The organism is Nocardioides terrae (assembly GCF_900112345.1).
In the GTDB taxonomy this organism is placed as follows: Bacteria; Actinomycetota; Actinomycetes; order Propionibacteriales; family Nocardioidaceae; genus Nocardioides; species Nocardioides terrae.
Genome location: NZ_FOLB01000009.1, coordinates 41,527 through 64,109 on the forward strand (window position 1 = coordinate 41,527; position 22,583 = coordinate 64,109).

Annotated in this window: 21 protein-coding genes; 13 read left to right on the forward strand and 8 right to left on the reverse strand. The window is 71.9% G+C overall.

Translation table 11 applies throughout. The features are described from left to right. Window positions 1–218 precede the first annotated feature (218 nt). From BM236_RS12795 to BM236_RS12830, 7 genes are all read left to right on the forward strand, one after another. On the forward strand, window positions 219–2,429 hold the full coding sequence (locus BM236_RS12795) for an MMPL family transporter (protein WP_091124401.1): 2,211 nt from the start codon (window positions 219–221) through the stop codon (window positions 2,427–2,429). 448 nt (window positions 2,430–2,877) lie between these two features. After that, window positions 2,878–4,305, forward strand: coding sequence for an MFS transporter (locus tag BM236_RS12805; RefSeq protein WP_217645326.1), 1,428 nt, complete (start codon window positions 2,878–2,880; stop codon window positions 4,303–4,305). A 431-nt stretch (window positions 4,306–4,736) separates the two neighbouring features. Then, window positions 4,737–6,191, forward strand: coding sequence for a DHA2 family efflux MFS transporter permease subunit (locus tag BM236_RS12810; RefSeq protein ID WP_245750313.1), 1,455 nt, complete (start codon window positions 4,737–4,739; stop codon window positions 6,189–6,191). Then, on the forward strand, window positions 6,181–7,143 hold the full coding sequence (locus BM236_RS12815) for an RNA polymerase subunit sigma-70 (RefSeq protein WP_217645327.1): 963 nt from the start codon (window positions 6,181–6,183) through the stop codon (window positions 7,141–7,143). The genes BM236_RS12810 and BM236_RS12815 overlap by 11 nt, the downstream gene beginning before the upstream one ends. Then, window positions 7,140–7,673, forward strand: a complete 534-nt coding sequence (locus tag BM236_RS12820) for a maleylpyruvate isomerase N-terminal domain-containing protein (RefSeq protein ID WP_091124407.1) — start codon at window positions 7,140–7,142, stop codon at window positions 7,671–7,673. Before BM236_RS12815 ends, BM236_RS12820 begins: the two co-directional genes overlap by 4 nt. A gap of 307 nt (window positions 7,674–7,980) precedes the next feature. Beyond that, window positions 7,981–8,463: a DinB family protein gene (locus tag BM236_RS12825; protein WP_245750314.1), complete on the forward strand. Its 483-nt coding sequence runs from the start codon at window positions 7,981–7,983 to the stop codon at window positions 8,461–8,463. A 98-nt stretch (window positions 8,464–8,561) separates the two neighbouring features. After that, window positions 8,562–9,041 (forward strand): hypothetical protein, encoded by a 480-nt coding sequence (locus BM236_RS12830; protein WP_091124411.1) that lies wholly within the window; start codon window positions 8,562–8,564, stop codon window positions 9,039–9,041. Window positions 9,042–9,068: 27 nt separating this feature from the next. Here BM236_RS12830 and BM236_RS12835 read toward each other — a convergent pair whose 3' ends face one another. After that, window positions 9,069–9,950 (reverse strand): SDR family oxidoreductase, encoded by an 882-nt coding sequence (locus BM236_RS12835; RefSeq protein ID WP_091124414.1) that lies wholly within the window; start codon window positions 9,948–9,950, stop codon window positions 9,069–9,071. Between the two features lie 81 nt (window positions 9,951–10,031). Here BM236_RS12835 and BM236_RS12840 point away from each other — a divergent pair, with 81 nt between their 5' ends. Then, on the forward strand, window positions 10,032–10,604 hold the full coding sequence (locus BM236_RS12840; RefSeq protein ID WP_091124415.1) for a TetR/AcrR family transcriptional regulator: 573 nt from the start codon (window positions 10,032–10,034) through the stop codon (window positions 10,602–10,604). A gap of 9 nt (window positions 10,605–10,613) precedes the next feature. Here the strand turns inward: BM236_RS12840 and BM236_RS12845 are convergent, their stop codons facing one another. From BM236_RS12845 to BM236_RS12860, 4 genes are read right to left on the reverse strand one after another with little or no spacing between them, the layout of a single operon-like run. Continuing rightward, window positions 10,614–11,633 (reverse strand): cytochrome d ubiquinol oxidase subunit II, encoded by a 1,020-nt coding sequence (locus BM236_RS12845; protein ID WP_091124417.1) that lies wholly within the window; start codon window positions 11,631–11,633, stop codon window positions 10,614–10,616. Further along, the gene (locus tag BM236_RS12850; RefSeq protein WP_217645328.1) at window positions 11,630–13,000 is read right to left on the reverse strand and encodes a cytochrome ubiquinol oxidase subunit I; all 1,371 of its coding nucleotides are present in this window, start codon (window positions 12,998–13,000) and stop codon (window positions 11,630–11,632) included. Before BM236_RS12850 ends, BM236_RS12845 begins: the two co-directional genes overlap by 4 nt. A gap of 8 nt (window positions 13,001–13,008) precedes the next feature. After that, window positions 13,009–13,590 (reverse strand): hypothetical protein, encoded by a 582-nt coding sequence (locus BM236_RS12855; RefSeq protein WP_091124419.1) that lies wholly within the window; start codon window positions 13,588–13,590, stop codon window positions 13,009–13,011. An 11-nt stretch (window positions 13,591–13,601) separates the two neighbouring features. Beyond that, window positions 13,602–14,750, reverse strand: coding sequence for a zinc-dependent alcohol dehydrogenase (locus BM236_RS12860; protein ID WP_091124421.1), 1,149 nt, complete (start codon window positions 14,748–14,750; stop codon window positions 13,602–13,604). 262 nt (window positions 14,751–15,012) lie between these two features. On the opposite strand from BM236_RS12860, the gene BM236_RS12865 reads away from it, so the two are divergent. After that, window positions 15,013–15,741, forward strand: coding sequence for a DUF3159 domain-containing protein (locus BM236_RS12865; RefSeq protein WP_091124423.1), 729 nt, complete (start codon window positions 15,013–15,015; stop codon window positions 15,739–15,741). A 26-nt stretch (window positions 15,742–15,767) separates the two neighbouring features. Here BM236_RS12865 and soxR read toward each other — a convergent pair whose 3' ends face one another. After that, a complete protein-coding gene (gene soxR, locus BM236_RS12870) occupies window positions 15,768–16,256 on the reverse strand; it encodes a redox-sensitive transcriptional activator SoxR (RefSeq protein ID WP_091124426.1) in 489 nt (162 codons plus the stop codon). Window positions 16,257–16,313: 57 nt separating this feature from the next. Between soxR and BM236_RS12875 the strand changes: the two genes are divergently transcribed. The 4 genes from BM236_RS12875 (at window position 16,314) to BM236_RS12890 (ending at window position 21,618) form a co-directional block, all read left to right on the forward strand. Then, window positions 16,314–17,012 (forward strand): SDR family NAD(P)-dependent oxidoreductase, encoded by a 699-nt coding sequence (locus BM236_RS12875; protein WP_091124428.1) that lies wholly within the window; start codon window positions 16,314–16,316, stop codon window positions 17,010–17,012. Then, on the forward strand, window positions 17,009–18,079 hold the full coding sequence (locus BM236_RS12880; RefSeq protein WP_091124430.1) for an S-adenosylmethionine:tRNA ribosyltransferase-isomerase: 1,071 nt from the start codon (window positions 17,009–17,011) through the stop codon (window positions 18,077–18,079). Before BM236_RS12875 ends, BM236_RS12880 begins: the two co-directional genes overlap by 4 nt. 129 nt (window positions 18,080–18,208) lie before the next feature. Next, a complete protein-coding gene (locus tag BM236_RS12885) occupies window positions 18,209–19,696 on the forward strand; it encodes an aldehyde dehydrogenase family protein (protein WP_091124432.1) in 1,488 nt (495 codons plus the stop codon). Between the two features lie 134 nt (window positions 19,697–19,830). Beyond that, a complete protein-coding gene (locus BM236_RS12890) occupies window positions 19,831–21,618 on the forward strand; it encodes a putative bifunctional diguanylate cyclase/phosphodiesterase (RefSeq protein WP_139230107.1) in 1,788 nt (595 codons plus the stop codon). Here BM236_RS12890 and BM236_RS12895 read toward each other — a convergent pair. Further along, a complete protein-coding gene (locus BM236_RS12895; protein ID WP_091124436.1) occupies window positions 21,567–21,980 on the reverse strand; it encodes a hypothetical protein in 414 nt (137 codons plus the stop codon). The genes BM236_RS12890 and BM236_RS12895 overlap by 52 nt on opposite strands. Window positions 21,981–22,051: 71 nt before the next feature. Further along, on the reverse strand, window positions 22,052–22,582 hold the full coding sequence (locus BM236_RS12900; RefSeq protein WP_091124439.1) for a DUF4334 domain-containing protein: 531 nt from the start codon (window positions 22,580–22,582) through the stop codon (window positions 22,052–22,054). Window position 22,583: the final 1 nt, after the last annotated feature.

A 22,583-nucleotide genomic window follows, 5' to 3' on the forward strand; every position in this document is an offset into this window, starting at 1 on the left:
CCGCCTCGTGGAGCCGGGGGCGTCCCACGTCCGCCCAGGGTCGTGCGGAATCACCACCCTGCTCACCACCTGTGGTGACGACCTCTCACCACCTTGGTTCCTAGGTTCAAGGTCCAGCACGGCACCACCGACACCGGCAGACCAGCCGCCGCGCAGCCCGACAGGCATCTGGGAACGGGCGCCACCGCCGCCGGCCGCCACACTCGAAAGGCACGACCATGAACCGACTCACCCGCGCCGTGGCGATGGCCAGCGCGAGGCACCCGTGGCGCACGATTGCGAGCTGGGTGCTCGCGGTGGTCGCCGTCTTCTTTCTCGCGGCAGTCGGCGGCGGCACGTTCGTCGACGACTTCTCCGCACCGGGCAGCCAGAGCTCCCGCGCCATGGACCTCGTCAGCAACAACTTCCCCGAAGCCGCCAAGGGCAACGCTCTCGTCGTCTTCGAGGCACCGGAGGGCACCACCCTCGAAGAGGACCAGGCAGACGTCACCGCCGTCCTGGAGAAGGTGACCGGGCTCGACCACGTCGCCTCGGTCACCGACCCGTTCCAGGCCGGCACCATCTCCCAGGACGGCCGCATCGGGTACTCGGTGATGACCCTCGACGTTGCGGAACGCGAGATGGGCAAGCCGGCGTTCGCGACGCTCTCAGAGGGAGTCACCAGCGTCAACACTGGTCCTGACGCCACCGACCTGCGGGTCGAGCTCGGCGGCGACGCGGTCTTCCTGAACGCCGGAGGCGGCAGCTCCGGCCACGTCGGCATCGGCCTCCTCGTCGCGCTCCTGGTCCTCCTCGTCGTGTTCGGCACGTTCGTCGCCGCGGTCCTGCCCATCGGCCTCGCCCTCGTCGCCGTCGGCACCGCGATCGGCGGCATCACCCTCATGGCCGGGTTCATGAACGTGTCGGTCTCGGCCGTCCCGGTCGCCGGTCTCGTCGGGCTAGGCGTGGGCATCGACTACGCCCTGTTCGTGGTCGCCCGCTACCGCGAGAACCGCTCTGCCGGCCGCGACAACGCAGCCGCACTGGCTGGTGCGATGGGGACCTCCGGTGCGGCGGTCGTGTTCGCCGGCGGGACCGTCGTCATCGCCACCTCAGCACTCGTCATCACCGGTGTCGGCGTCCTGACCTCCATCGGCCTTGCGACCGCCATGATGGTGCTCTCCTCGGTCATCGCCGCCGTCACCCTGCTTCCGGCGCTGCTCGGCCTGCTCGGCGACCGCATCGACAAGGGTCGCATCGGGAGCCGACACAGCGCGGTCAAGGCCGCCGAGGAGACTGCCTGGTGGAGGTTCGGGCACCGCGTGTCTGCCCGCCCGTGGCCCTACCTGCTTGCCTCCATCGCGGTCCTGCTGGCGATCGCCGCCCCGGCGCTGTGGATGCAAACCGGGTTCCCGGCCGCCGGCGACGCCCCGAAGGAGACCACCCACCGACAGGCGTACGACCTGCTCACCGAAGGCTTCGGTGTCGGCATCAACGCGCCCTTGATGGTCGTTGTCGATCTCGGCGCTCCGGGCACCGACGCAGCCGGTGTGGAAGTCGTGGCCGACGACATCGCGGCCGTCCCGGGAATCGCCTCGGTCGGCGAGCCCCGGACCTCGGACGACGGCGACACTGTCGTGTTCACCGCCACCCCGACCACCGGGCCGGCGGACCTTGACACCTCGGCGACCATCGACCGGGTCCGCGACGTCATCCCCGGCAACGTCTACATCTCGGGCATCACCGCGGTCACCGACGACCTCAACGCCCAGTTGTCGGCCAAGCTGCCGCTGTTCATCGGAGCGGTCATCGCGGTGTCGTTGCTGCTGTTGATGATGGTGTTCCGCTCCATCCTCGTCCCCCTGAAGGCGGCGGTGATGAATCTGCTGTCCATCGGTGCCGCCTACGGCGTCCTGGTGGTCGTCTTCCAGTGGGGCTGGGGTGCCGAGATGCTGGGCCTGGACGGGCCGACCACCATCACCTCAGTCATCGTCATCATCATGTTCCCGATCCTGTTCGGGCTCTCGATGGACTACGAGGTCTTCCTGCTCTCCCGCATCCGGGAGGAGTACGACCGCACCGGTGACAACACCGAGTCCGTCGCTCGCGGCCTGGCCGGCACCGGCCGGGTGGTCACCTCGGCGGCCCTCATCATGGTCGCGGTGTTCTCCAGCTTCGTCTTCAGCCCGATTCCGTCGCTGAAGATGCTGGGCCTCGGGCTCGCGATCGCCATCCTCATCGACGCAACCATCGTGCGGATGATGCTGGTGCCCGCGACGATGGCACTGCTCGGCAGGACCAACTGGTGGCTGCCGGCCTGGCTCGACCGGCTCCTGCCGCACCTGAACCTCGAAAGTTCCGACGACGCGCTGCCGACCAAGACGGCCCACTCGCCGACGCCATCCGCGGACGGAGCCACGACCGAGACCGGCGAGGTCGTCCGTCGCTGAGCACGAGACCCAGCTGTCGCCCTCCGGGTAGTCCCTCCGGAGGGCGTCAACTTGCACGGATCTCAACCTGAGCCGAGAGCGCCGGACGACGCGGGCGGAGGCGGCCGTCGCGGAGCGTGTCGAATGCAGCCGGCCTCGGCCATGCGAGCTCTCACCATCGGTGCGATATGTCGCTCTGAGCGGTCGTGCGCCCGTCGAGCGGCAGGCGGTGCCATGCGCGCTCGTCCGCCGCCGCGCAGGCGCGACCGCTGGCTCTCCCCAGCCAGTCGGCGTCCACGTCGGAAAGCATCGCCGCAGCTCCCCAGGCAGTCGCCTCAGACCAGGTCTTCTTGACCTCCGGCTGGATGTCTGGAACGGCACATCGCGACTGCACCGATTCCTCCTGCCAGTGGAGACGGTCCATACGTCCTGAGCCGGGCACCGTGCCCGATGTGTGAAGGGATGTGCGATGTCTAACGCTTCTGTCGCCGTACCGACGCGAGGGTCACTGCTGTGGGTCGTGGTCCTGGCGTCGATCGGTGCTTTCATCACCTCGCTCGACGTGGTTGTCGTCTCGACGGCACTGCCGTCGCTGCGCGACCACTTCGGGGCGAGCCTCTCGGACCTCGAGTGGACGATCAACGGCTACAACCTCGCGTTCGCGTGCGCGATGCTGACCTGCGCTGCGCTGGGTGACCGCCTGGGCAAGCGGACGGTCTACGTCGTCGGCCTGCTGCTGTTCACCGCCTCGTCGGTGTGGTGCGCGGTCTCCGGCAACGCTGAGACCCTGATCGCCGCGCGCGTCGTGCAGGGCCTGGGCGCCGCCGCGGTGCTCCCTCTGTCACTGAGCCTGGTCAGCGACGCGTTCCCGACCGAGAAGCGCGGGGCGGCGATCGGCATCTGGGGTGGCATCACCGGCCTGGGCGTCGCCGCCGGGCCGGTCCTGGGCGGCGTCATCATCCAGGGCCTCGACTGGCAGTGGGTGTTCTGGATCAACGTCCCCGTCGGCCTGCTGACTGCGGCACTGTGCCTGGTGAAGGTCCCTGACAACAAGGGCACCCGAGCGCCGCTCGACCTCGTCGGTCTCGCGCTGGCGGCGGCCGGGCTGTTCGCCCTGACCTGGGCGCCGGTCCGGGCGCCCTCGATCGGGTGGGGCAGCACGGAGGTGGTCGCGACGCTGACTGCCGGCGTCGTGCTGCTGGTTTGCTTCGTCGGCTGGGAGGTGCGGTCGAAGGCGCCGATGCTTCCGATGTCCTACTTCAGGCATCGCGGGTTCTCCACCTCGAACGGCGTTGCGTTCGCCCTTGCGTTCTCGCTCATCGGATCCCTGTTCCTGGTGGCCCAGATGTTCCAGATCGGCCTGGGCCACGACCCGCTCCAGGCGGGTCTGCGGATGATGGTGTGGAATGCCATGCCGATGCTCGTCGCGCCGATCGCGGGCGGTCTCTCGGACAGGCTGGGGAACAAGCCGTTCCTGCTGGCTGGGATGCTGTTGCAGGGCGTCGGTCTCGGGTGGCTGGGCCTGGTCGCGAAGGCAGACGTCGGCTACGGCACGCTGATCGGTCCCCTGATCGTCTCCGGAGTCGGCATCTCGATGGTGTTCCCGACCATGGCCAACGCCGTGGTGGGCTCGGTCCCACTCGAACAGTCCGGGTTGGCGTCGGGCACCAACAACACCGTGCGTGAGGTGGGCGGTGTGTTCGGCGTCGCCGTGATGGCAGCCGTCTTCGCGGCGCACGGCAGCTACCGGTCGGCCGGCGACTTCATGGAGGGCTTCAGGTACGCCGAACTCGTGGCAGGAGGGGTCGCCGTCATCGGAGCCCTCATCGCTGCCGCCGCGCCCGGCCGCGCCCGCGTGGATCTCGAAGCCGCGCCGGTCGCCGTGCTCGGGAGCTGAGCGAAGCTCGGGACCAGGCGCTTGTCGGGGAACACGTCAATGCGGGTGATGCGGTCACCCTCGGTCGTGAGCACCACGACGCCGAACGGCTGGTACTGCCCCGTCGCCGCGTCGCGTCGGGACGTCGCGGCGGCGGGCTGTCGGTTCGCCGTCGAAGCGGTCATCCGGAGCCCGGCGCGGGCCTCGGCCGTCAAGGCAGGGTCCAGGCGCAGACCGTCGTCGGTGCCGAGGCCGGCCGGCACGAGCCGGCGCCGCTGCGGTTCCAAGGCCGTGAGGCAGAGGTTGGTCGCGATCCGATAGAGCCAGGTGCGCACGGAGGAGCGACCCCCGATGCATGGGTCGGCATCGGTCGGCAGCCGCCGATGCAATCGGCGGGCGGTGCGTGTCAACACTCCAGAGCTCACCTCCGGTGGGCGGAGGAGTGAGAAGTGATGACGAACGTGATGGCACCGAACCCGGTTCGCAGCCAGCCCGCGCTGGGCTGGGTGCTCGTGCTGACCGCCGCGGCAGCGCTGATCGTCGCGCTGGACCAACTCGTGGTCTCGACTGCGATCAACACGATCCGCGCCGACCTCGACGCGTCGATGGAGAGCCTGGAATGGACGGTCAACGCGTTCAGCCTGAGCTTCGCGGCGCTGATGATCCCGTGTGCCGAGATCGGCGACCGGATCGGGCGCAGGCGCACCTATCTGATCGGCCTGCTCGTCTTCGGGGTCGCCTCCGCGGCCTGTGCCCTCGCCCCCAGCATCGGGCTGCTCATCGCAGCCCGTGTGGTCCAGGGGGCCGGCGCGGCGCTGATCTCGCCCGCGGCCCTCGCGCTGCTGACCGCGGCCACGCCGCCGGCCAGACGCGGCAGCGTGATGGGGATCTACGCTGCCGTCATGGGACTCGCGGTCGTCGGCGGACCTCTGGTCGGTGGCCTCGTGACCGAGGGCCTGGCCTGGCAGTGGATCTTCTGGATCAACGTTCCGGTCATCGCGCTGGTGACCCCGCTCGCCGCGGCGAGGCTCAACGAGATGAGGGGCGGTCAGCCGCTGCGGCCCGACCTGCTCGGCCTCCTGCTCGTCACCGCCTCGATGCTCGGGATCACCTGGGGGCTCGTGCGCTCCGGTTCCTCGGGCTGGGGCAGCGCCGAGGTGCTGGGCACGCTGATCGGCGGCGCGGTGCTGCTGTGCGCCCTCGTGGCCTGGGAGCTTCACACCGCCAACCCGATGCTGCCCATGCGGCTGTTCACCAACCGCGAGTTCTCTGCGGGCAACGCCTCGACGCTCCTGCTGACGGCGTCCCTGTTCAGCACGGTCTTCTTCCTGGCTCAGTACCTCCAGCTCGGGTTGGGGAACAGCCCCGTGGGATCGGGCCTTCGCTACCTCCCCTGGACGCTGCCGATCTTCTTCATCGCCCCGATCGCGGGACGCCTGCAGGACAAGATCGGCTCCCGCATCCTCATCACGACCGGACTGACCGTGCAGGGCGTGGGCCTGCTGTGGATCGCCGCCAACGCTCACGGACACCACGGCTACGGGGCGTCCGTCGCCGCCTTGATCGTCGCGGGAATCGGAACCTCCATGGCGATGCCCGCCCAGCAGAGCGCGGTCATGGCCACGGTGGCGCCGCATCAGATGGGCAAGGCTGCAGGCACCTTCAGCACCGTTCGCCAGATCGGCGGCGTCCTGGGGATCGCGATCCTGGCGGCGGTCTTCGCCGCACACGGCGACGTGACCAGTCCGAGCGAGTTCTCCGCCGGCTTCGCGGCAGCCATGGTCGCCGCAGCCGTCATGGCGTTCCTCGGCGCCGCCTCCGGGCTGTTCGCCGCGGCTCGCCGGCCAGCCGATGCACCCATGCCCGCCGCCGACGGGCCTGACCCGGAGGTCGCCGGTGTCGCGTGAGAGTGGGCTCGGCTTCGCGGAGATCGCGGACCCCTACCGCGCCGAGCTCCTCGCCCACTGCTACCGGATGACCGGATCGGTCCACGACGCCGAGGACCTCGTCCAGGAGACACTGCTGCGGGCCTGGCGGGGCTACGACCGCTTCGACGGGCGGTCCTCGCTCCGCACCTGGCTCTACCGCATCGCCACCAACGCCTGCTTGACCGCCCTGCAGTCGAGCCAGCGACGCGCGCTGCCCTCCGGGCTGGGAGCAGCCGACCAGGCTGGCACGCTCGACCTGGAGCGCGCGGACGCGGTGCCGTGGATCAGTCCGATCCGCACCGCGGCCTCGGACCGCGCCGACCCGGCCCACATCGCGACGGTCCGCGAGAGCACCCGGCTGGCGCTCATCGCGGCCCTGCAGCACCTGCCCGCCCGGCAGCGAGCCGTCCTCCTGCTGGTGGAGGTCGTCGGGTTCGGCGTACCGGAGGCGGCGCGGTTCCTCGACGTCTCCTACCCCGCGACGCGCAGCCTGCTGCAGCGCGCCAGAGCGACGCTCAAGCAGGTGGCGCCCAGGCACGACGACGCCGTCCCGCCGCTGGAGGGCGAGGCCGAGATCCTGGCGCGTTACCTGGCGGCGTTCGAGGCCGCCGACACCGCGGCGCTCGCGCGGCTGCTGCGCGACGACACGACCTACGAGATGCCGCCGATGCGCAGGTGGTTCCGTGGGCCGGCGGCCATCGTGGAGCACCACGAGGTGAGGGTGTGGTCGCGGCCGCGGTCGGCGATCGCCACCTGGGCGAACGGCCACCCGGCGGTCGCGACCTACGTCGACGCGGGCTCAGGCCGACTCGCCTTCCACGGCGTCCACGTGCTGGAGATCGCGGAGGGGCTCATCGACAGGATCGTCGTGTTCCTGGACCCGACGCTGGCGGAAGCCTTCGAGGTCCCCCACGAGCTCGCCGCGCCATGAGCGCGACGCACCCCGTCGATCTCCTCCGGGAGTCCATCTCACTGGCGGCGCTTGCCGTGATCCGGGCCGCGGAGGTCCCGCACTCGATCTCGACCCCGTGTCGCGAGTGGAGTCTCGGCACGCTGGTCCGCCACGTCTCCGACTCGGCCCGGTCGCTCCAGGAGATGCTCACGAGCGAACCGCCGGGCGAACCGCCACTGCCGGGATGCTCCGCCGCACAGGCGGTGTTCGCCGACCTCGACCGGGTCGCCGCGGCGGCCTCCAGGCTCGACGGCGCGGTCGCGCTGACCGCGCTCACGGGCAGCTATGAGCTGACGCTCCACGCCTGGGACGTCGACCAGGCGACCTCGACGGCCGCCGAGCTCCCGAGGCGGGTGGTCGAGGCCCTGCTGGTCCAGGCTCCACTGGTGCTGGCCCACGGAGAGCGTTCCGGTCTGTTCGGCCCCGAGATCGCCGCGTGCGTGGGACAAACCGACCTCGACCGGCTTCTCGCGCTCTTCGGCCGCAGCAGCGACTGGCGCTCGTCCTAGGGCTTCTCTCCCTCAGGCGGCCCGACCGAACGCTCGCACCGACTCGCTCCTCCGGGGATCCGCCACGTTCGATGCATTCCGGTCGCTGCCGAGGTCTATACCCTCGACCCGTTCGCCGAGCGCGAGGACGCAACATGATGAAGCTCAGCCTCTACCTGCCCACCGGCACGACCCAGGAGTTCGCCGGTCACACCGCGGGAGGCCGAGGCTGCCTTCCGGGCCCTTTCGCGCTCGGGCGTGCTGATCACGACCGGCCGGGTCGAGTCGGTTCCGTTCTCAGCCGGGAGCTGCCATGACGACAACGTCCGTGACGGCGGAGGCTGCTGCCCTTCGTCACTATCTCGACGCGCAGCGCACATCGGCCGTCGCGATCCTCGGGGGCCTCAGCGACGAGCAGCTGCGGACGTCAGCGCTGCCGGGTTGGACGCCGATCGGCCTGATCAAGCACCTCGCGGACGCTGAGCGGCACTGGTTCCAGCGGGTATTCGCAGGCGCCGTGGCGGACGACCGCTGGCTCGAAGACGACGAGAACCCGCTCTCTGCGGACCACCCGACCGCGGAGATCCTCGCGTTCTACCGGGCTCAGTGCGATCACAGCAACGCCGTGCTCGCCACCACACCGCTGGACGCGACGCCGATCGGCCAGCACCCGGGCGGCGATCCCGACAACGAGGTCGCCGATCTGCGGGGCATCGCGCTCCACATGATCGAGGAGACGGCACGACACCTCGGCCACTTGGATGTCGCGCGTGAGCTGATCGATGGCCGGACCGGGCTCGGTCCGCGCTAGCGGCGACACGCGCGGCGCGCATCCGGTGCAACGGAACCCCTGTCCTGCGGCGTCCAAGGGGCATGAACACTCGGATTCCGCGCGTTGCACGCGCCCTCATGTCCGCCCTCGTCCTCGCCGCCGGCCTCGGCGCCGCCGCGCCGGCCGTCACCGGCTCGGCGTCGGCCGCCACCGCCAGACGGGTGGTGCACTTCGAGCCCCCGCACAGCGTGCACAACGCGAGGACGGCCGCGCGCTTCCTGCATGGCACCAGCCCGGCCTTCCGGCGCTTCGCCGCGGAGGAGGGCGCTCGCATCCGACGCGAGGACGGCGGGTGCCAGGGCAACAGCGGCCTCTACGTCCAGGCGTTCACCCGCGGCTACGCCTTCGGCTCGGTCGGTACCTGCGGCGGCTACGTAGCGCTGTGGACCAACCGGCTGAAGGGTGGCGGGAAGGGTGGCCACTGGCGTGAGGTGGTCGGCACCCAGGACAGCATCTACTGCCCCGTGCTCAAGCGCTACAAGGTCCCGAGCGCGTTGGTCGGCACGACCTGTTGGAGCCCGCACCGCAAGGAGACCATCCCCTACCACCAGGCGTGAGCGCATCAGCCGGTTCCCGCCCACGACTCAGTGCTCGATGTGCTCCAGGTCCTCGAGCAGCGTCGGGTGCGTCGGGGTCCAGCCGAGGGCTTCGCGGGTGTGCGCGCTGGAAGACGGCTGGTCGAGCGCGAAGATCTGCCCGAGCGGCCCGTAGTCCTCGACCGGGACCGGCTTGACCGCTAGGTCGAGCCGGCGCCCGATCACCTCCGCGATCGCCTTCACCTGGTCGCCCTCGTCGGCGACCGCGTGCCAGGAGGTCCCGGCCGGCGCGTTCTCCAGCGCCAGCCGGAACAGCGCGGCCGCGTCGGCGGAGTGGACAGCGGGCCAGCGCTGCGAGCCGTCGCCAGGGTAGCCCGAGACGCCGCTGTCGCGGGCGATCTGCGTGAGCAGGCCGGCGAAGCCGCCGTTGCCGTTCTGATGGACGGTCCGCGGGAGACGTACGGCGGAGGTCCGCACGCCCCGCTCGCTCAGGGCCAGTGTCCGGTTGACCGTGACGGCACGGCCGCCGACCGGGCCCTCGGTCGGAAGCGGGTCGGACTCGGTCGAGGTGCGACCCGGAACCCACGGCGTGCCCGAGCAGACCACGAACGGCTTGCCGCTGCCGATCAGCGCCTCGCCGATCGCGGTGATGGCCGCGGTCTCCTCCGACACGCCGGCGGCCAGCGCGTCCGGACTGCTGAAGTCGTTGCTGAAGGCGAGGTGGATGACGCCGTCCGCGTCGGCCGCGGCGGCGCGGATGACGTCGAGGTCGCCCAAGCCACCGCGTACGGCGTCTGCGCCGACGCCGGCGAGCTGGGCCGCCGACGCGTCCGAGCGGGCGAGCCCGAGGACGGTGTGGTCGTGAGCGAGGAGCTCGGCGACGACCGCCGAGCCGATGTTGCCGGTCGCACCGGTGACGAAGACCTTCATGAGCTGCTCCTGAGTGATGGAACCTTGGTCTCATCACCGTACCAGGTGACGGGACAAAGGTGTCATCACTAGGATGGGACCGTGGCACGCTGGGAACCCGGAGCACGCGAGCGACTCGTCGTCGCCGCCGTCGAGCTCTTCGCCGAGCAGGGGTACGACGCCACCACCGTCGCCGAGATCGCCGAGCGGGCCGGCGTCACCAAGAGCACCTTCTTCCGGCACTTCCCCGACAAGCGCGAGGTCCTCTCCGCCGGCCAGTCCATGCTCAGCGGTCTCTTCGCCGAGGGCATCGCGGCGGCGCCGGCCGGAGCCAGCCCGCTGACCGCCGTGGCGGCCGGCCTGGAGCGCGCCAGCGACGCGTTCGGCCCGATGAACCGCGAGATCGCGCCTCGGATGGCGGCCGCGATCGCCTCCAGCGTCGAGCTCCAGGAGCGCGAGGCGCTCAAGCGGATCGGGCTCTCGGTGGCCATCAGCACCGCCCTGGTCGAGCGCGGTGTGGCCGAGCCGGTCGCGCACCTCGCCGCAGAGATGGGGGTCCTCGCCTTCAAGCAGGGGTACGCCGGCTGGGCGGCCGCCGCCGACGGAGAGGCCGGTTTCGCGTCGTACGCCGTGGCGGCTCTCGACACCCTGCGCCAGGCGACCTCCGGCCTCTGACGCGGGGGGCTACCCGCCCGCCCGGGCGTCGTGCGCCGGCGCCTTCTCGGTCTGGGTGAACCAGTACAGGCCGACGAGCGGCGGGAGGACGAGGACCGCGGCGCACCCGACGGCGACCAGGAGGCCGACGAGGGTGGCGTGCGCTCCACCCGCGTCGTCGATCTTGACCTCGTCGACGAGCAGCCACGGGTACTGGCCCACTCCCCAGCCGGCGATGACGGTGGCGACGGCGAGCAGCGCGGCCACCCGGGCGATGCCGAACCGGTGCAGCCAGAGCAGCGCCAGCGTGGCGAGCCCGGCGAGGCCGGAGACGACGATGAGCGGCGCGGCCCGGTGCTTCAGCCCGTCCGCGAGGGTGGGGGCGTCGTTCTGCAGCGGGACGAGCGCGACGAACACGAGCAGGCCGGTGAGGATGCCGATGCTCAGCGTGCGCACCCGCAACGAGTGCACCAGGCCCGGGTGGCCGGTCCGCTCGGCGTCGGCGCACAGGAAGACCCCGGCCAGGAAGGCGCAGGTGCCGACGGCGATGCACCCGCCGAAGATCGAGGTCGGGTTCAGCCAGGACGACCACCGGTCGCCGTACCCGTCGGCCGGCACCCGGCCCGAGGCGATCCCTCCCGCAACCGTGCCGAGGAAGAACGGCGTGATGAGCGACGAGCCGGCGAAGGTCGCGCCGTACAGCCGGGCCTGCCCGACCGAGGGTGCGTACTTGCGGAACGCGAAGGCGGCGCCGCGCAGCACGATGCCGGCCAGCGCCAGCACGAGCGGCACGAACAGCGTTGTCGTGACGGCGGCGAAGGTGGTCGGGAAGCCGGTCCACCACGTGACGAGGCAGAAGATCAGCCAGACGTGGTTGGCCTCCCACACCGGACCGATGCTGTGGTCGACGAGGCTGCGCATCTCGGCGCCGCTCTCGGGTCCGCCGGCGGTGAGATCGAAGAAGCCCGAGCCGAAGTCGGCGCCGCCGAAGAGGGCGTAGGCCATCACGCCGACGAAGAGCGCGGCAGCGACGGCGATCTCCAACGTCATCGGGCGACCTCCTCCGGCGCCGGCCCGTAGGGGCTCGGCAGGTCCTCCTCGCCGGCCCGCCAGCGGCGGGTCATCGAGCGGATGACGACGACGGCGCCGATCGTCATGCCGAGGTAGACCACCGCCACCCCGGAGAAGACCCACCACAGTCCGGGATTGTCGCCGGCCGCGTCGACGGTGCGGAGGATGCCGTAGACGGTCCACGGCTGTCGGCCGACCTCCGTGGCGACCCAGCCGCACTCGAGGGCGAGCACCGCCAACGGCCCCGCCAGCACCATGCCGCACAGCGCCCACCGGTGCGCGAGCAGGTCGCGACCGCGCCACCGGGCGAACCAGTAGACGACGACGGCCAGGGCCAGCGCCGTCCCGATGCCGATCATCCCCTGGAAGGCGAGGTGCGTCGTGTTCACCGGCGGCAGCTCGTCGGCGGGGAAGGACTCCAGGCCGCGCACCGGCTTGTGGAAGGAGCCGCGCGCGATGAAGGAGCCCCAGCGAGGGATCGAGAGGTACCAGCGTGGCTCGCCGTCGACGAGGATGCCGCCGATGTGGAGCGGCGCCGGGTTCTCGGTGGTCACGTCCAGCTCGAAGGCGGCCAGCTTGGCCGGCTGGATCGTGCCCAGCGCCATGCCGAGCACGTGGCCGACGATCGGCTGGAGGATCGCCGCGACGGAGGCGAAGCCGAAGGGCACCATCAGCCCGATCCGGTGCAGGTCGTCGCGGCGTCCGCGCAGGATGCCGGTGGCGTAGACCGCTGCGACGACGAACCCGACCAGCATGTAGGCGCCCAGCCACATGTGGGCGAACTGCAGCAGGGCGCGCGAGTTGAACAGCACATGCCACGGCTGCACGTCGGTGACCTCACCATCGCCCGTGAGCGTGAAGCCGGTCGGCATGTTCATCCAGGTGTTGACGGCGATGACGCAGTAGGTGCCGAACACGCCCGCGGCCATCATCGGCACGAGCGCCGCCAGGTGCCAGCGCGGCGGCAGCCGGTCCCAGCCGTAGAGGTAGATGCCCAGGAAGATCGCCTCGGTGAAGAACGAGAGCCCTTCGAACGCGAAGGGCAGACCGAGCACGTCACCGAAGCCGCCCATCAGCCCCGGCCACAGCAGACCCATCTCGAAGCTGAGGACCGTCCCGGAGACCGCGCCGATCGCGAAGAGCACCGCCGCCACCTTGGACCACCGCTTGGCGAGCCGCAGCGCGGTCTCGTCCCCTCGGATCCCGTGCCGGTGCACCACGAAGATCATCGCCGGGAACGCGACGCCGAAGGCCGCGAGGATGATGTGCCACCCGAGGGAGAGGGCCATCTGCTCGCGCGCGGGCAGCAGACCGGCCGGCTCGGCGACCAAGGCCCACACGCCCATCGAGAGGGTCACCGTCCGCGCAGGCGGCGTAGGACGGCCCGGGTGCCCAGTGCCGCGCCCAGTGCTCCTGCCGCCCACGGGCCGGCCACCACGGCCGGGTCGAGCACCTGGTGGCGCCAGTCGGAGCGGCCCCGGCGCGACGCGACCGGGTGGCCGGTGAGCTCGGACCGGAGGCCCGACTCGACCGCGGGGTTGTTCGGGTGACGACTCATCACGGACCCCAGGGTGCTCTCCACGACGTCCACCCGGTCGGCCGCCATCAGCAGCAGCCAGTGGGCGGCCCGACCCTCGCTGAAGCGACGGTAGGCGTAGCGGCGTACGACGCCGGACACCCCCTTGGTCGGACAGCTCGTGCCGAAGACCGGGGTGACTATCGCGTGCTCGATCGAGCGCTCCCGGCCTGCGGCGTCCTCCTGCCGGTCGGGGAACGCCCACCGAGCACCGGAGGCGCCCGGGTCGTACCGCTCCCGGGGCACGGCCGGCCGGTCGGCGGGATCGAGGTCCGCACCCCACCCGGGGATGCGGGCGCGCAGCTGGTCGCTGGTCTCGCGCGGCTGCGGCTTGTCGGCGACGTACGGCGTGTGGCTCATGGCTCCTCCGTTCACGCGCCCTCGGGCACGACCAGGGTCTTGATGCAGCCGTCGAGCTTGGCCGAGAACATGTGGTAGCCCTCGGCGATGTGCTCGAGCGGGATCCGGTGGGTCACGATGTCGCTGGGCTTGAGGTAGCCGTTGCGGATGTGCTCGAAGAGGCGCGGCCACTGCCGCTTGACCGGACACTGGTTCATCCGCAGCGTCAGACCCTTGTTGAGGGCGTCGCCGAACTTCACCGCGCTGAAGATCGGACCGTAGGCGCCCATCACCGAGACGGTACCGCCCTTCCGGACGCTGTCGATGGCCCAGTTCAGGGCGGTCGGGGACCCGCCCTGCATCTTCAGCTTGGTGCCTGTCACCAGCTGGGTCAGGTTGCCGTCGGCCTCGGCGCCCACCGCGTCGATCACCACGTCGGCACCGAGGTAGTCGGTCTCCTTCTTGAGCCGGACCACCACATCGGGCGTCTCCCGGAAGCTGATGGTCTCCGCGTAGGCGAAGGTGCGCGCCTTCTCCAGGCGCTCCGGGACCTGGTCGACCACGATCACGCGGCCGGCGCCCATCAGCCACGCCGAGCGGGCGGCGTAGAGGCCCACGGGGCCCGCGCCGAGGACGACGACGGTGTCCCCCTCGCGGATGTCGCCCAGCTGGGCGCCGAAGTAGCCGGTGGCGAGCGCGTCGGTCAGCAGGACGGCGTCCTCGTCCTCCATCCAGTCCGGGATCACGGCCGGCCCGACGTCGGCGAACGGCACCCGCACGAACTCGGCCTGCCCGCCGTCGTACCCGCCGCAGGTGTGCGAGTAGCCGTAGATGCCGCCCACGGCGGTGGCGTTCGGGTTCACGTTGTGGCAGTTGGAGTAGAGCCCGCGCGCGCAGAAGTAGCAGGACCCGCAGTAGACGTTGAACGGCACCATCACCCGGTCGCCGACCTTCAGGTTCTGCACGGAGCCGCCGACCTCGTGGACGACCCCGATGAACTCGTGGCCGAACGTGTGGCCGACCCGCGTGTCCGGCATCATCCCGTGGTAGAGGTGCAGATCGGACCCGCAGATCGCGGCCAGCTTGACCTGGATGATCGCATCGTTGGGGTGCTCGATGCGCGGCATCGGCTTCTCCTCGACACGGATGCGGTAGGGCCCGCGGTAGACCATCGCTCGCATGGCGGAACTCCCTCAACCTCGGTGATCGAGGAGACCTCCAGCTCCTCGGCATGTGGATCGAGCAGCCGGTACCCCGGCACGGGTGGTGCCGACACGGCGCGTCCGCGTCCGTGTGTCAGTGCTTCGGCCTCTGGCCCACCTGGGCCCCGGGCCTGGCCCGAACTGACCAGGTCACCCGAGCCGAGATCGGGTGCCGGACGGGGATGGTGGTCGCTCACGATGAAGGTGGCACCCTTGGGCCACCGTCTCGGAGGAGCATCGCTTGATCATCCGCCCCGTCCTCGTGTCCGGCGCGACACCACCTGTCGTCGTCGACGAGCCGGCCGTCATCCACCTCGGCCGCCTCCGCTCGGTCCTGGTCCACGGCCTGCTGCTCGTGGGCGAGGTCGTCGTGATCCCGGGCGCGCTCCTCTACGCGCTCGTCGTCGCCGGCCACCCCATGCTCGGGCTGGTCTCGGTCCTCCTCTGGCGGGTCGGCTGCATCGGCACCCGGCTCGGTGGGGGCTCCCGCGTGCCCGCGACCTGCTGGCTGGCCTTCGGACTCTTCCTGACCCGGACCGTGGCCGGGCTGGTCGGCTCCTCGGTCGGCCTCTACCTGCTCGTGCCGACCGTCCTGTGCGCCGCCCAGGGGCTCTTCTTCCTCGGGTCCTCGCTGACGAAGCGGCCCGCGATGATGCGGCTCGCGACCGACTACGCCGGCCAGGTCCCGGACCACCCGGGCCTGCGGCGCCTCTTCGCCCAGCTCTCCAGCATCTGGGGCGGGGTCCACCTCGTCTGCGCCTGCGCCGGCGCCTGGGCGATCACGCTCTCCACCTCGCAGGCGGTCGCGCTCACCAGCGGGCTCGGCGTCGCCTGCACCGTCACGTCCATCGGCGGCTGCGTCGGCTGGGGCGTGTGGCGAGCGGCCCGGATCCCGGGCCTGCGCATCGTGTGCGGCGAGCGGCCGGTCGCGTCTCCCCCTCGGGTGGACGTGCTCCCGGCGGCCGCCTGACGCTGCACCACGGGTCAACCCCGGGGTCAGGTCGGTCCGGTCTCCCGGCGGCGCGGCAGCGGATCGCGGCGCAGCAGCCGCGGGAGGTACGCCGCCCCCTCACCGCTGCCCGCGGCGACGTCTCCGGGGTTGGCGATGCCGCAGTGCTTGAGGGACAGGCAGCCGCACCCGATGCACGAGTCGAGTCCGTCGCGCAGCCGCTCGAGCGCCGCCATCTGCTCGTCCAGCCGGTTCCGCCAGTGCCGGGAGATCCGGTGCCAGTCCGACTTCGTCGGGGTCCGCTCCGCAGGCAGGCTGTCGAGCTCGGCGCGGATCTCCTCCAGGCTCAGGCCGATGTTGCTCGCCGCCCGGATGAAGGCCAGTCGCCGCAGCACGCTGCGCCGGAACGTGCGCTGGCCGCCGGGCGACCGCTCGGCCCTGATCAGCCCCTGGCTCTCGTAGTAGCGCAGGGCCGACGCCGCGAAGCCGCTGCGTCGGGACACCTCCCCCATCGGGATGCGGTCCTGGGCGTCCATGAGATTTCTCCGATCGACCCTTGAACTCAAGTTCACTTGAACTTGAAGCATAGGCGCATGACCTCGATCCAAGGAACCCCAGTGGCCGTCGTGACCGGCGGCTCCGCCGGCCTCGGCCTGGCCCTCATCCGCCACCTCACCCAGAACGGCTGGCACGTCGTCACGGACGCGCGCGACGGGGAGCGGCTGACCGCCGCCGTCGCGGCCCTTCCCCGCGTGGCCGCCGTCGTCGGCGACGTGCGTGACCCCCGGCACCAGGAGCAGCTCGCAGCGGAGGTACGCCGGCACGGCCGGCTCGACCTCCTCGTCCACAACGCCAGCAAGCTCGGCCCGATGCTGCCGTTGGCCGACGTCCTACCTGGACAGCTCGAGGAGGTCCTCGCCACCAACGTGCTCGCCCCGCTCGCGCTCACCCGGCGCCTGCTCCCCCAGCTGCGCGGGGCCGGCGGCTCCCTCGTGGGCATCTCCAGCGACGCCGCCGTCGAGCACTACCCGACCTGGGGCACGTACGCCGCCAGCAAGGCGGCCCTCGACCACCTGGTCCTCACCCTGGCCGCGGAGAACGGCCTGCGCGGGTACGCCGTCGACCCGGGCGACCTCCGCACGGCGATGCACCAGCGGGCCTTCCCCGGCGAGGACATCTCCGACCGCCCGCTGCCCGAGACCGTCGTCCCGCACCTGCTCGCGCTGGTCACCGGAGGCGGCCCCTCCGGGCGCTACCGCGTCGCCGACCTCGTCGCGGAGGTCGCCCGATGACGCTCCTCTCCGAGCAGCCGGCCATCCGGTTCCCGGCTCCTGACGACACCACCGCCCCGGCACCTGCCGAATGGCGCGGGTACGCCCGCGACGAGGTGAGGCTGCTCGTCGCCGACCGCACCGGCGTCGTGCACACCCGCTTCCGCAGCATCGCCGACCACCTCGACCGCGGCGACCTGCTCGTCGTCAACGACTCCGCGACCGAGCCACGCGAGCTCGACGCGGTCCTCAGCGGACGGGGACCGGTCGTCCTCCACCTCGCCGACCGGCTGCGTGACGGTGAGTGGGCGGTGGAGCTGCGGACGGCTCCGGACGCCCGCCGCGCGGTGCTCGACGCGGGCGAGGGCGACGTGGTCACGGCCGCGGGCCTGCGACTGACGCTCACGGCGGCGTACCCGGACCGTCCCTCCTCGCCGACCGGGCGCGGGAACCGGCTCTGGCGTGCCACGGTCGCCGGCGACGTCGCTGCAGCGATACGGCAGCACGGGCGACCGATCGCCTACGGCTACCTGGACCGGCGCTACCCCCTCGACGCCTACCAGTCGGTCTTCGGCGTGCGGCCGGGTAGCGCGGAGATGCCGTCGGCGGCGCGGCCGTTCACGGCGGACCTGGTCGCCACCCTCGTTGCACGGGGCGTCCAGATCGCACCCGTCACGCTGCACACCGGGGTCTCCTCCCAGGAGGCGGGCGAGGCGCCGGCACCGGAGTGGTTCGAGGTGACCGCGACCACCGCCCGGATCGTGCGCGAGACCAAGAGCGCCGGCGGACGGGTGGTCGCGGTCGGGACGACGGTCACCCGCGCGTTGGAGTCCGCGGTCGTCCGCCGCGGGCGCACCGGCACCACGGTGCGGGCCGCGCGCGGGTGGACCGACCGGGTGGTCACCCCGCGGCAGCCGCCTGTCGTCGTCGACGGCCTGATCACCGGCTGGCACGACCCGCACGCCTCGCACCTCCTGCTCGTGGAGGCGGTCGCCGGCCGGGCGCTCACCCAGCGCGCCTACGACGAGGCGGTCGCCGCCGGCTACCTCTGGCACGAGTTCGGCGACGCCGCCCTGCTGCTGCCCTGACCCCCGGTCACCGGCCGGGAGATCGGCCCTTCCCGAGGATCTCGCCGGCACACCCTCCCCAGCACGTGCGCGGCGACATACCCTCGGCGTGACCGGTGAGGAGCCGGCGCCGGGCGAGAGGACGCAGCCATGACCAGCGCACAGACGGACCGCAGCGTACGGACGGGACTGTTCATCGGAGGCGAGGAGCGCTTCACCGGCGCGGTCCTCGAGATCGTCGACCCGGCCAGGCCCGGCATCGTCGTCGGCGAGGCTGCCGCAGCGTCACCGGGCGACGTCGCGGATGCGGTGGCGGCAGCGAAGGGCGCCTATCCGGGCTGGGCGGCCCTGTCCGTGCGGGAGCGGGCCGACGCCATGGCCGCGGCGATCGCCGACATCGCCGCCGACCGCGACACCGACGCCGAGATCCTGTCCCAGGAGAACGGCAAGGTCCGGATGGAGGCGTGGGTCGACGCCCTGGTCTTCGAGATCCGGTGGCAGCTCGCGCTCGCGCTGGCCGACGAGGTCGAGGAGGGCAAGGTGCTCGAGCCGGCGCCGGGCATCCCGGTGACGACACAGGTGAGCCACCAGCCGCTCGGCGTGGTCACGATCATCGTCCCGTTCAACTGGCCGATCGCGATCCTCGGCGCCTCCCTGCCGCACGCGCTCCTCGCGGGCAACGCCGTCATCGTGAAGCCGCCGCCCTCCGCCCCGCTCGCGACCAGCCGGGTGGTGCAGCGCGTCGCCGAGAAGCTCCCGCCGGGCGTGCTCAACGTGGTGAACGGCCGCGACGAGGACATGAGCGGCCTCATCCAGAGCACCGACGTCGCGAAGGTGTGCTTCACCGGCAGCGTCAACGGCGGCAAGCGGATCATGGAGATGGCAGCGAGGACGCTGACCCGGGTGACGCTCGAGCTCGGCGGCAACGACGCGGCGATCTTCACCGAGGACGCCGTGCTCGACGACAAGCACCTGGACCGGCTCTTCGCGGCGGTCTACGACACCACCGGACAGATCTGCATGAACGCCAAGCGGGTCTACGTCCACCGCTCCCGGATGCAGGAGCTCGTCGCGGGGCTGGAGAGCCGGCTGGCGCAGGTGCGGCTCGGCCACGGCCTCGACGAAGGCACCACCATGGGACCGCTCCACCAGAGCGCCCAGAAGGCCTTCGTCGACGAGATCGTCCAGGAGGCCAAGGACGCCGGCGCCGACGTACGCGAGTTCGGAGAGCTGCCCGGCGGCAAGCTCGCGGGCGGCAACTTCGTGCGCCCGGCGATCGTGGTCGATCCCGACCCCGGCCTGCGGGTCGTCACCCAGGAACAGTTCGGCCCGGTGATCCCGGTCCTGCCCTTCGACACCGAGGAGGAGGCCATCGCCGCGGCGAACGACAGCTGGGGCGGCCTCTGCGGCTCGGTGTGGACGGCGGATCCGGAGACCGCCCAGCGGATCGCGTCCCGGCTCGTCTGCGGCTACGTCTGGGTCAACGACCACGGCGCCACCCGCCTCGACCTGCGCGCACCGTTCGGCGGGATGAAGCAGTCCGGCATGGGCCGCGAGCAGGGCATCGAGGGCGTTCGCGCCTTCCAGGACAGCCGTGCGATCGCCACCCTCGACGAGGCGGCCGTGGCGGCGCACTGACCGGACCATCGCCGGACGGTCGGGGACCGCGCGCAATCCTCAGCTCGGCGGCACCCGGGCCGATGGAGCCTGGTGAGCAGCCCCCTCGGGACCGGGCCGCACAGGGAACCTCACCGAACGGACGGACCCGCGAGATGAAGTGGCGCAGCCTCGGCAGCAGCGGCGGCAGCCCTGCCGGCGCCTACCGCCGCGCGCCGGCCCTCGCCACGATGACGACGCTCAGCCGCTCCACCGGCGCCTTCTACCTGCTCGGCGGCATCGGCTCGCTGCTGCCGGACGGCGACTTCGTGGTGTCTCCGGCCAAGCAGCTCGGGATCGCCACCATCGGGTACGTCGCCATCGCGGTCGGGCTGGCCCTGCTGCTGACCGGCCGGCGCTGGCCGCGCCCGTCCTACCACGTCATCGTCGTCGGCGGCACCTGGATGATCGCCGGTTCGATCATGCTCGGGAAGGGCTCGGCGTCCGCCGAGGACCCCCTGATCCTGTTCGCGCTGCCGCTCATCGCCAGCGCCGCGTTCTTCTCGTGGCGCGGCGCTGTCGTCCAGGGCGTGATCGTCCTGGTCACGGCGGTCGTCGCGATGCTCTACGTCGGCGCGCTCCCCGCGCACATCGTCATCTTCGTCGCCGGACTGGCCTGCGTCGGCGGCGCCGTCGCGTGGCTGTCCCGGCTGAACGAGCGCGTCGAGGAGGACCCGCTCACCCGGCTCGGCAACCGGCGCGCGATGGCACGGCACCTCGAGGCCGCGGTGGACCACGCGACGCGGGGCGGCCCCGGTCTCGCGGTCGTCATGCTCGACCTCGACCACTTCAAGGCGGCGAACGACAGTGGCGGTCACGCCGCCGGCGACGACCTCCTGGTCGACTGCGCCACCCGCTGGCGCACGATCGTTCCCGACTCCCGGCTGCTCTTCCGCTACGGCGGGGACGAGTTCGCCGTCCTCCTGCCCGGCTTCGCCCTCGGCGAGGCGACGGAGCTCGCCGAGCGGCTGCGGACCGGCCTGCCCCGCGGAGCGACCGCTTCCATCGGTGTCGCCGCCTGGCAGCGGGGCGACTCGAGCTCGCTGCTGGTCGGCCGCGCCGACGTCGCCCTCTACGAGGCCAAGGCCGGCGGCCGCGACCGGACCGTCGCCTACGGCGACCCGGGCCACGGCGCCCGTGAGATCGAGGACGCGCTCAGGTCCGGCCAGTTCGTCCTGCACTACCAACCGGTCATCTCGCTCGCCGACGGCACGGTGCGTGGCATCGAGGCGCTCATCCGGTGGCAGCACCCCGAGCGCGGGCTCCTCGCGCCCGCCGAGTTCCTGGCCGTGGCCGAGCGGACCGGGTCCATCCGTGAGCTCGGCGCCTGGACGCTCGGGCAGGCGTGCACGACCGGCATGAGCGGTCCGGCGGACCACGCCGTCTCCGTCAACGTGACGATCACCGAGCTGCGCCAGCCCTGCTACGCCGCCATGGTGGCGCAGACGCTGGAACGCACCGGGCTCGACCCGCGGCGGCTGGTCATGGAGGTGACCGAGGGCGTCTACGCCGAGCACGACCAGCAGGTCATCAGCACGCTGGGCGACCTCCGAGGCCTCGGCGTGCTGGTCGCCCTCGACGACTTCGGCTCTGGCTGGTCCTCGCTGCGCTGGCTGACGAGCTTCCCCGTCGACATCCTCAAGATCGACGGATCGTTCGTGCACGCCATCGACGAGCCGGGCAGCAGGCTCGAGGTGCTCAGCGCGATCATCAAGCTCGGCAAGGAGCTGGGGCTCCACGTCGTCGGCGAACAGGTCGAGACGGAGAACCAGGCGCGCGTGCTGCGCGAGCTCGGCTGCGACAGCGCCCAGGGCTTCCACCTCGGCCGGCCCGAGCCGAGGTCGACCCGGCCCTACCCCGCCGAGCCGCCGATCGCACGCTCGGCGAGCGCCCCCACGCCGTAGTCGGCGTCCGGGTCGGGCAGCGGCGGCGAGGCCACCGTGACCGGGCCGAGGACCCGCACTCCGGCGCCCAGCCAGACCGCACCCTCGGCGGCGAGCAGGAACGGCCGGCCGAAGCGCACCTGGTAGACGCCGACGAGCCGTCGGCGTCCCTCCTCCGCCACGACGACGTCGCCGCGCTGCAGCCGTCTCGCCGGTGCCACGAGCAGCTCGGTGCCGGCGGGCCAGCCGCAGGCTGCCGTCGCGAGTCGGTGGACCACGGCTGAGTCCGCGACCGGTCGCACCGGCGGCGTACGACGCGGAGCGGTCTCGACGTCGAACGGCAGCGCGGCCTGGCCGGCGTCCGGGCGCGATCTCGAACTCACGTTCGAAGCATAGCCACCTCTGGCAGCGGGCGATCGGCACCCATGAGCCGGGGGCATCGCCCGCGCGATTCTCAGTCGCGCTGCAGGACGAAGAAGTAGGGCCGCGGGTCGCCGCGCCTGTCCATGAGACCGAGCACCGTGTCGTGGGACGCGCGGCGGAAGAGGTCGACCACCGGCAGGTGGTCGTAGACCAGGGCAGCGGTCACCACCCCGCGGTGCTCCACCCGGCGCAGCCGGGCACGGTGCTTGCGGGTGCGCAGCGCGGGCCGCAGCACTGGCAGCGCGGCGCGTCCGCGGGCGACGACCGACGTCGGCACGACGGAGGCGAGCCCGATCGGCACCTTGCGCGGGTCCACCGGGAAGACGTCGCCGCCCGCGCCGGTGACCAGCAGCGGGTGCACAGCATCGACGCCGTCGAACTGCTTGCCGTACCAGCCTGACGCCTCGAGCAGCCCGTCCAGCCGATGGCCGGTGCGCAGCTCACGGCCCTTCCAGCGACCGCTGAGCTCCTCGATCGCGACAGGGGGCAGGGCGTCGAAGAGCGCGAGCGCGTCCTCCAGCGAGCAGGCGGGCTCCAGGCCGGCCAGCGGGCCGGGCGTCACC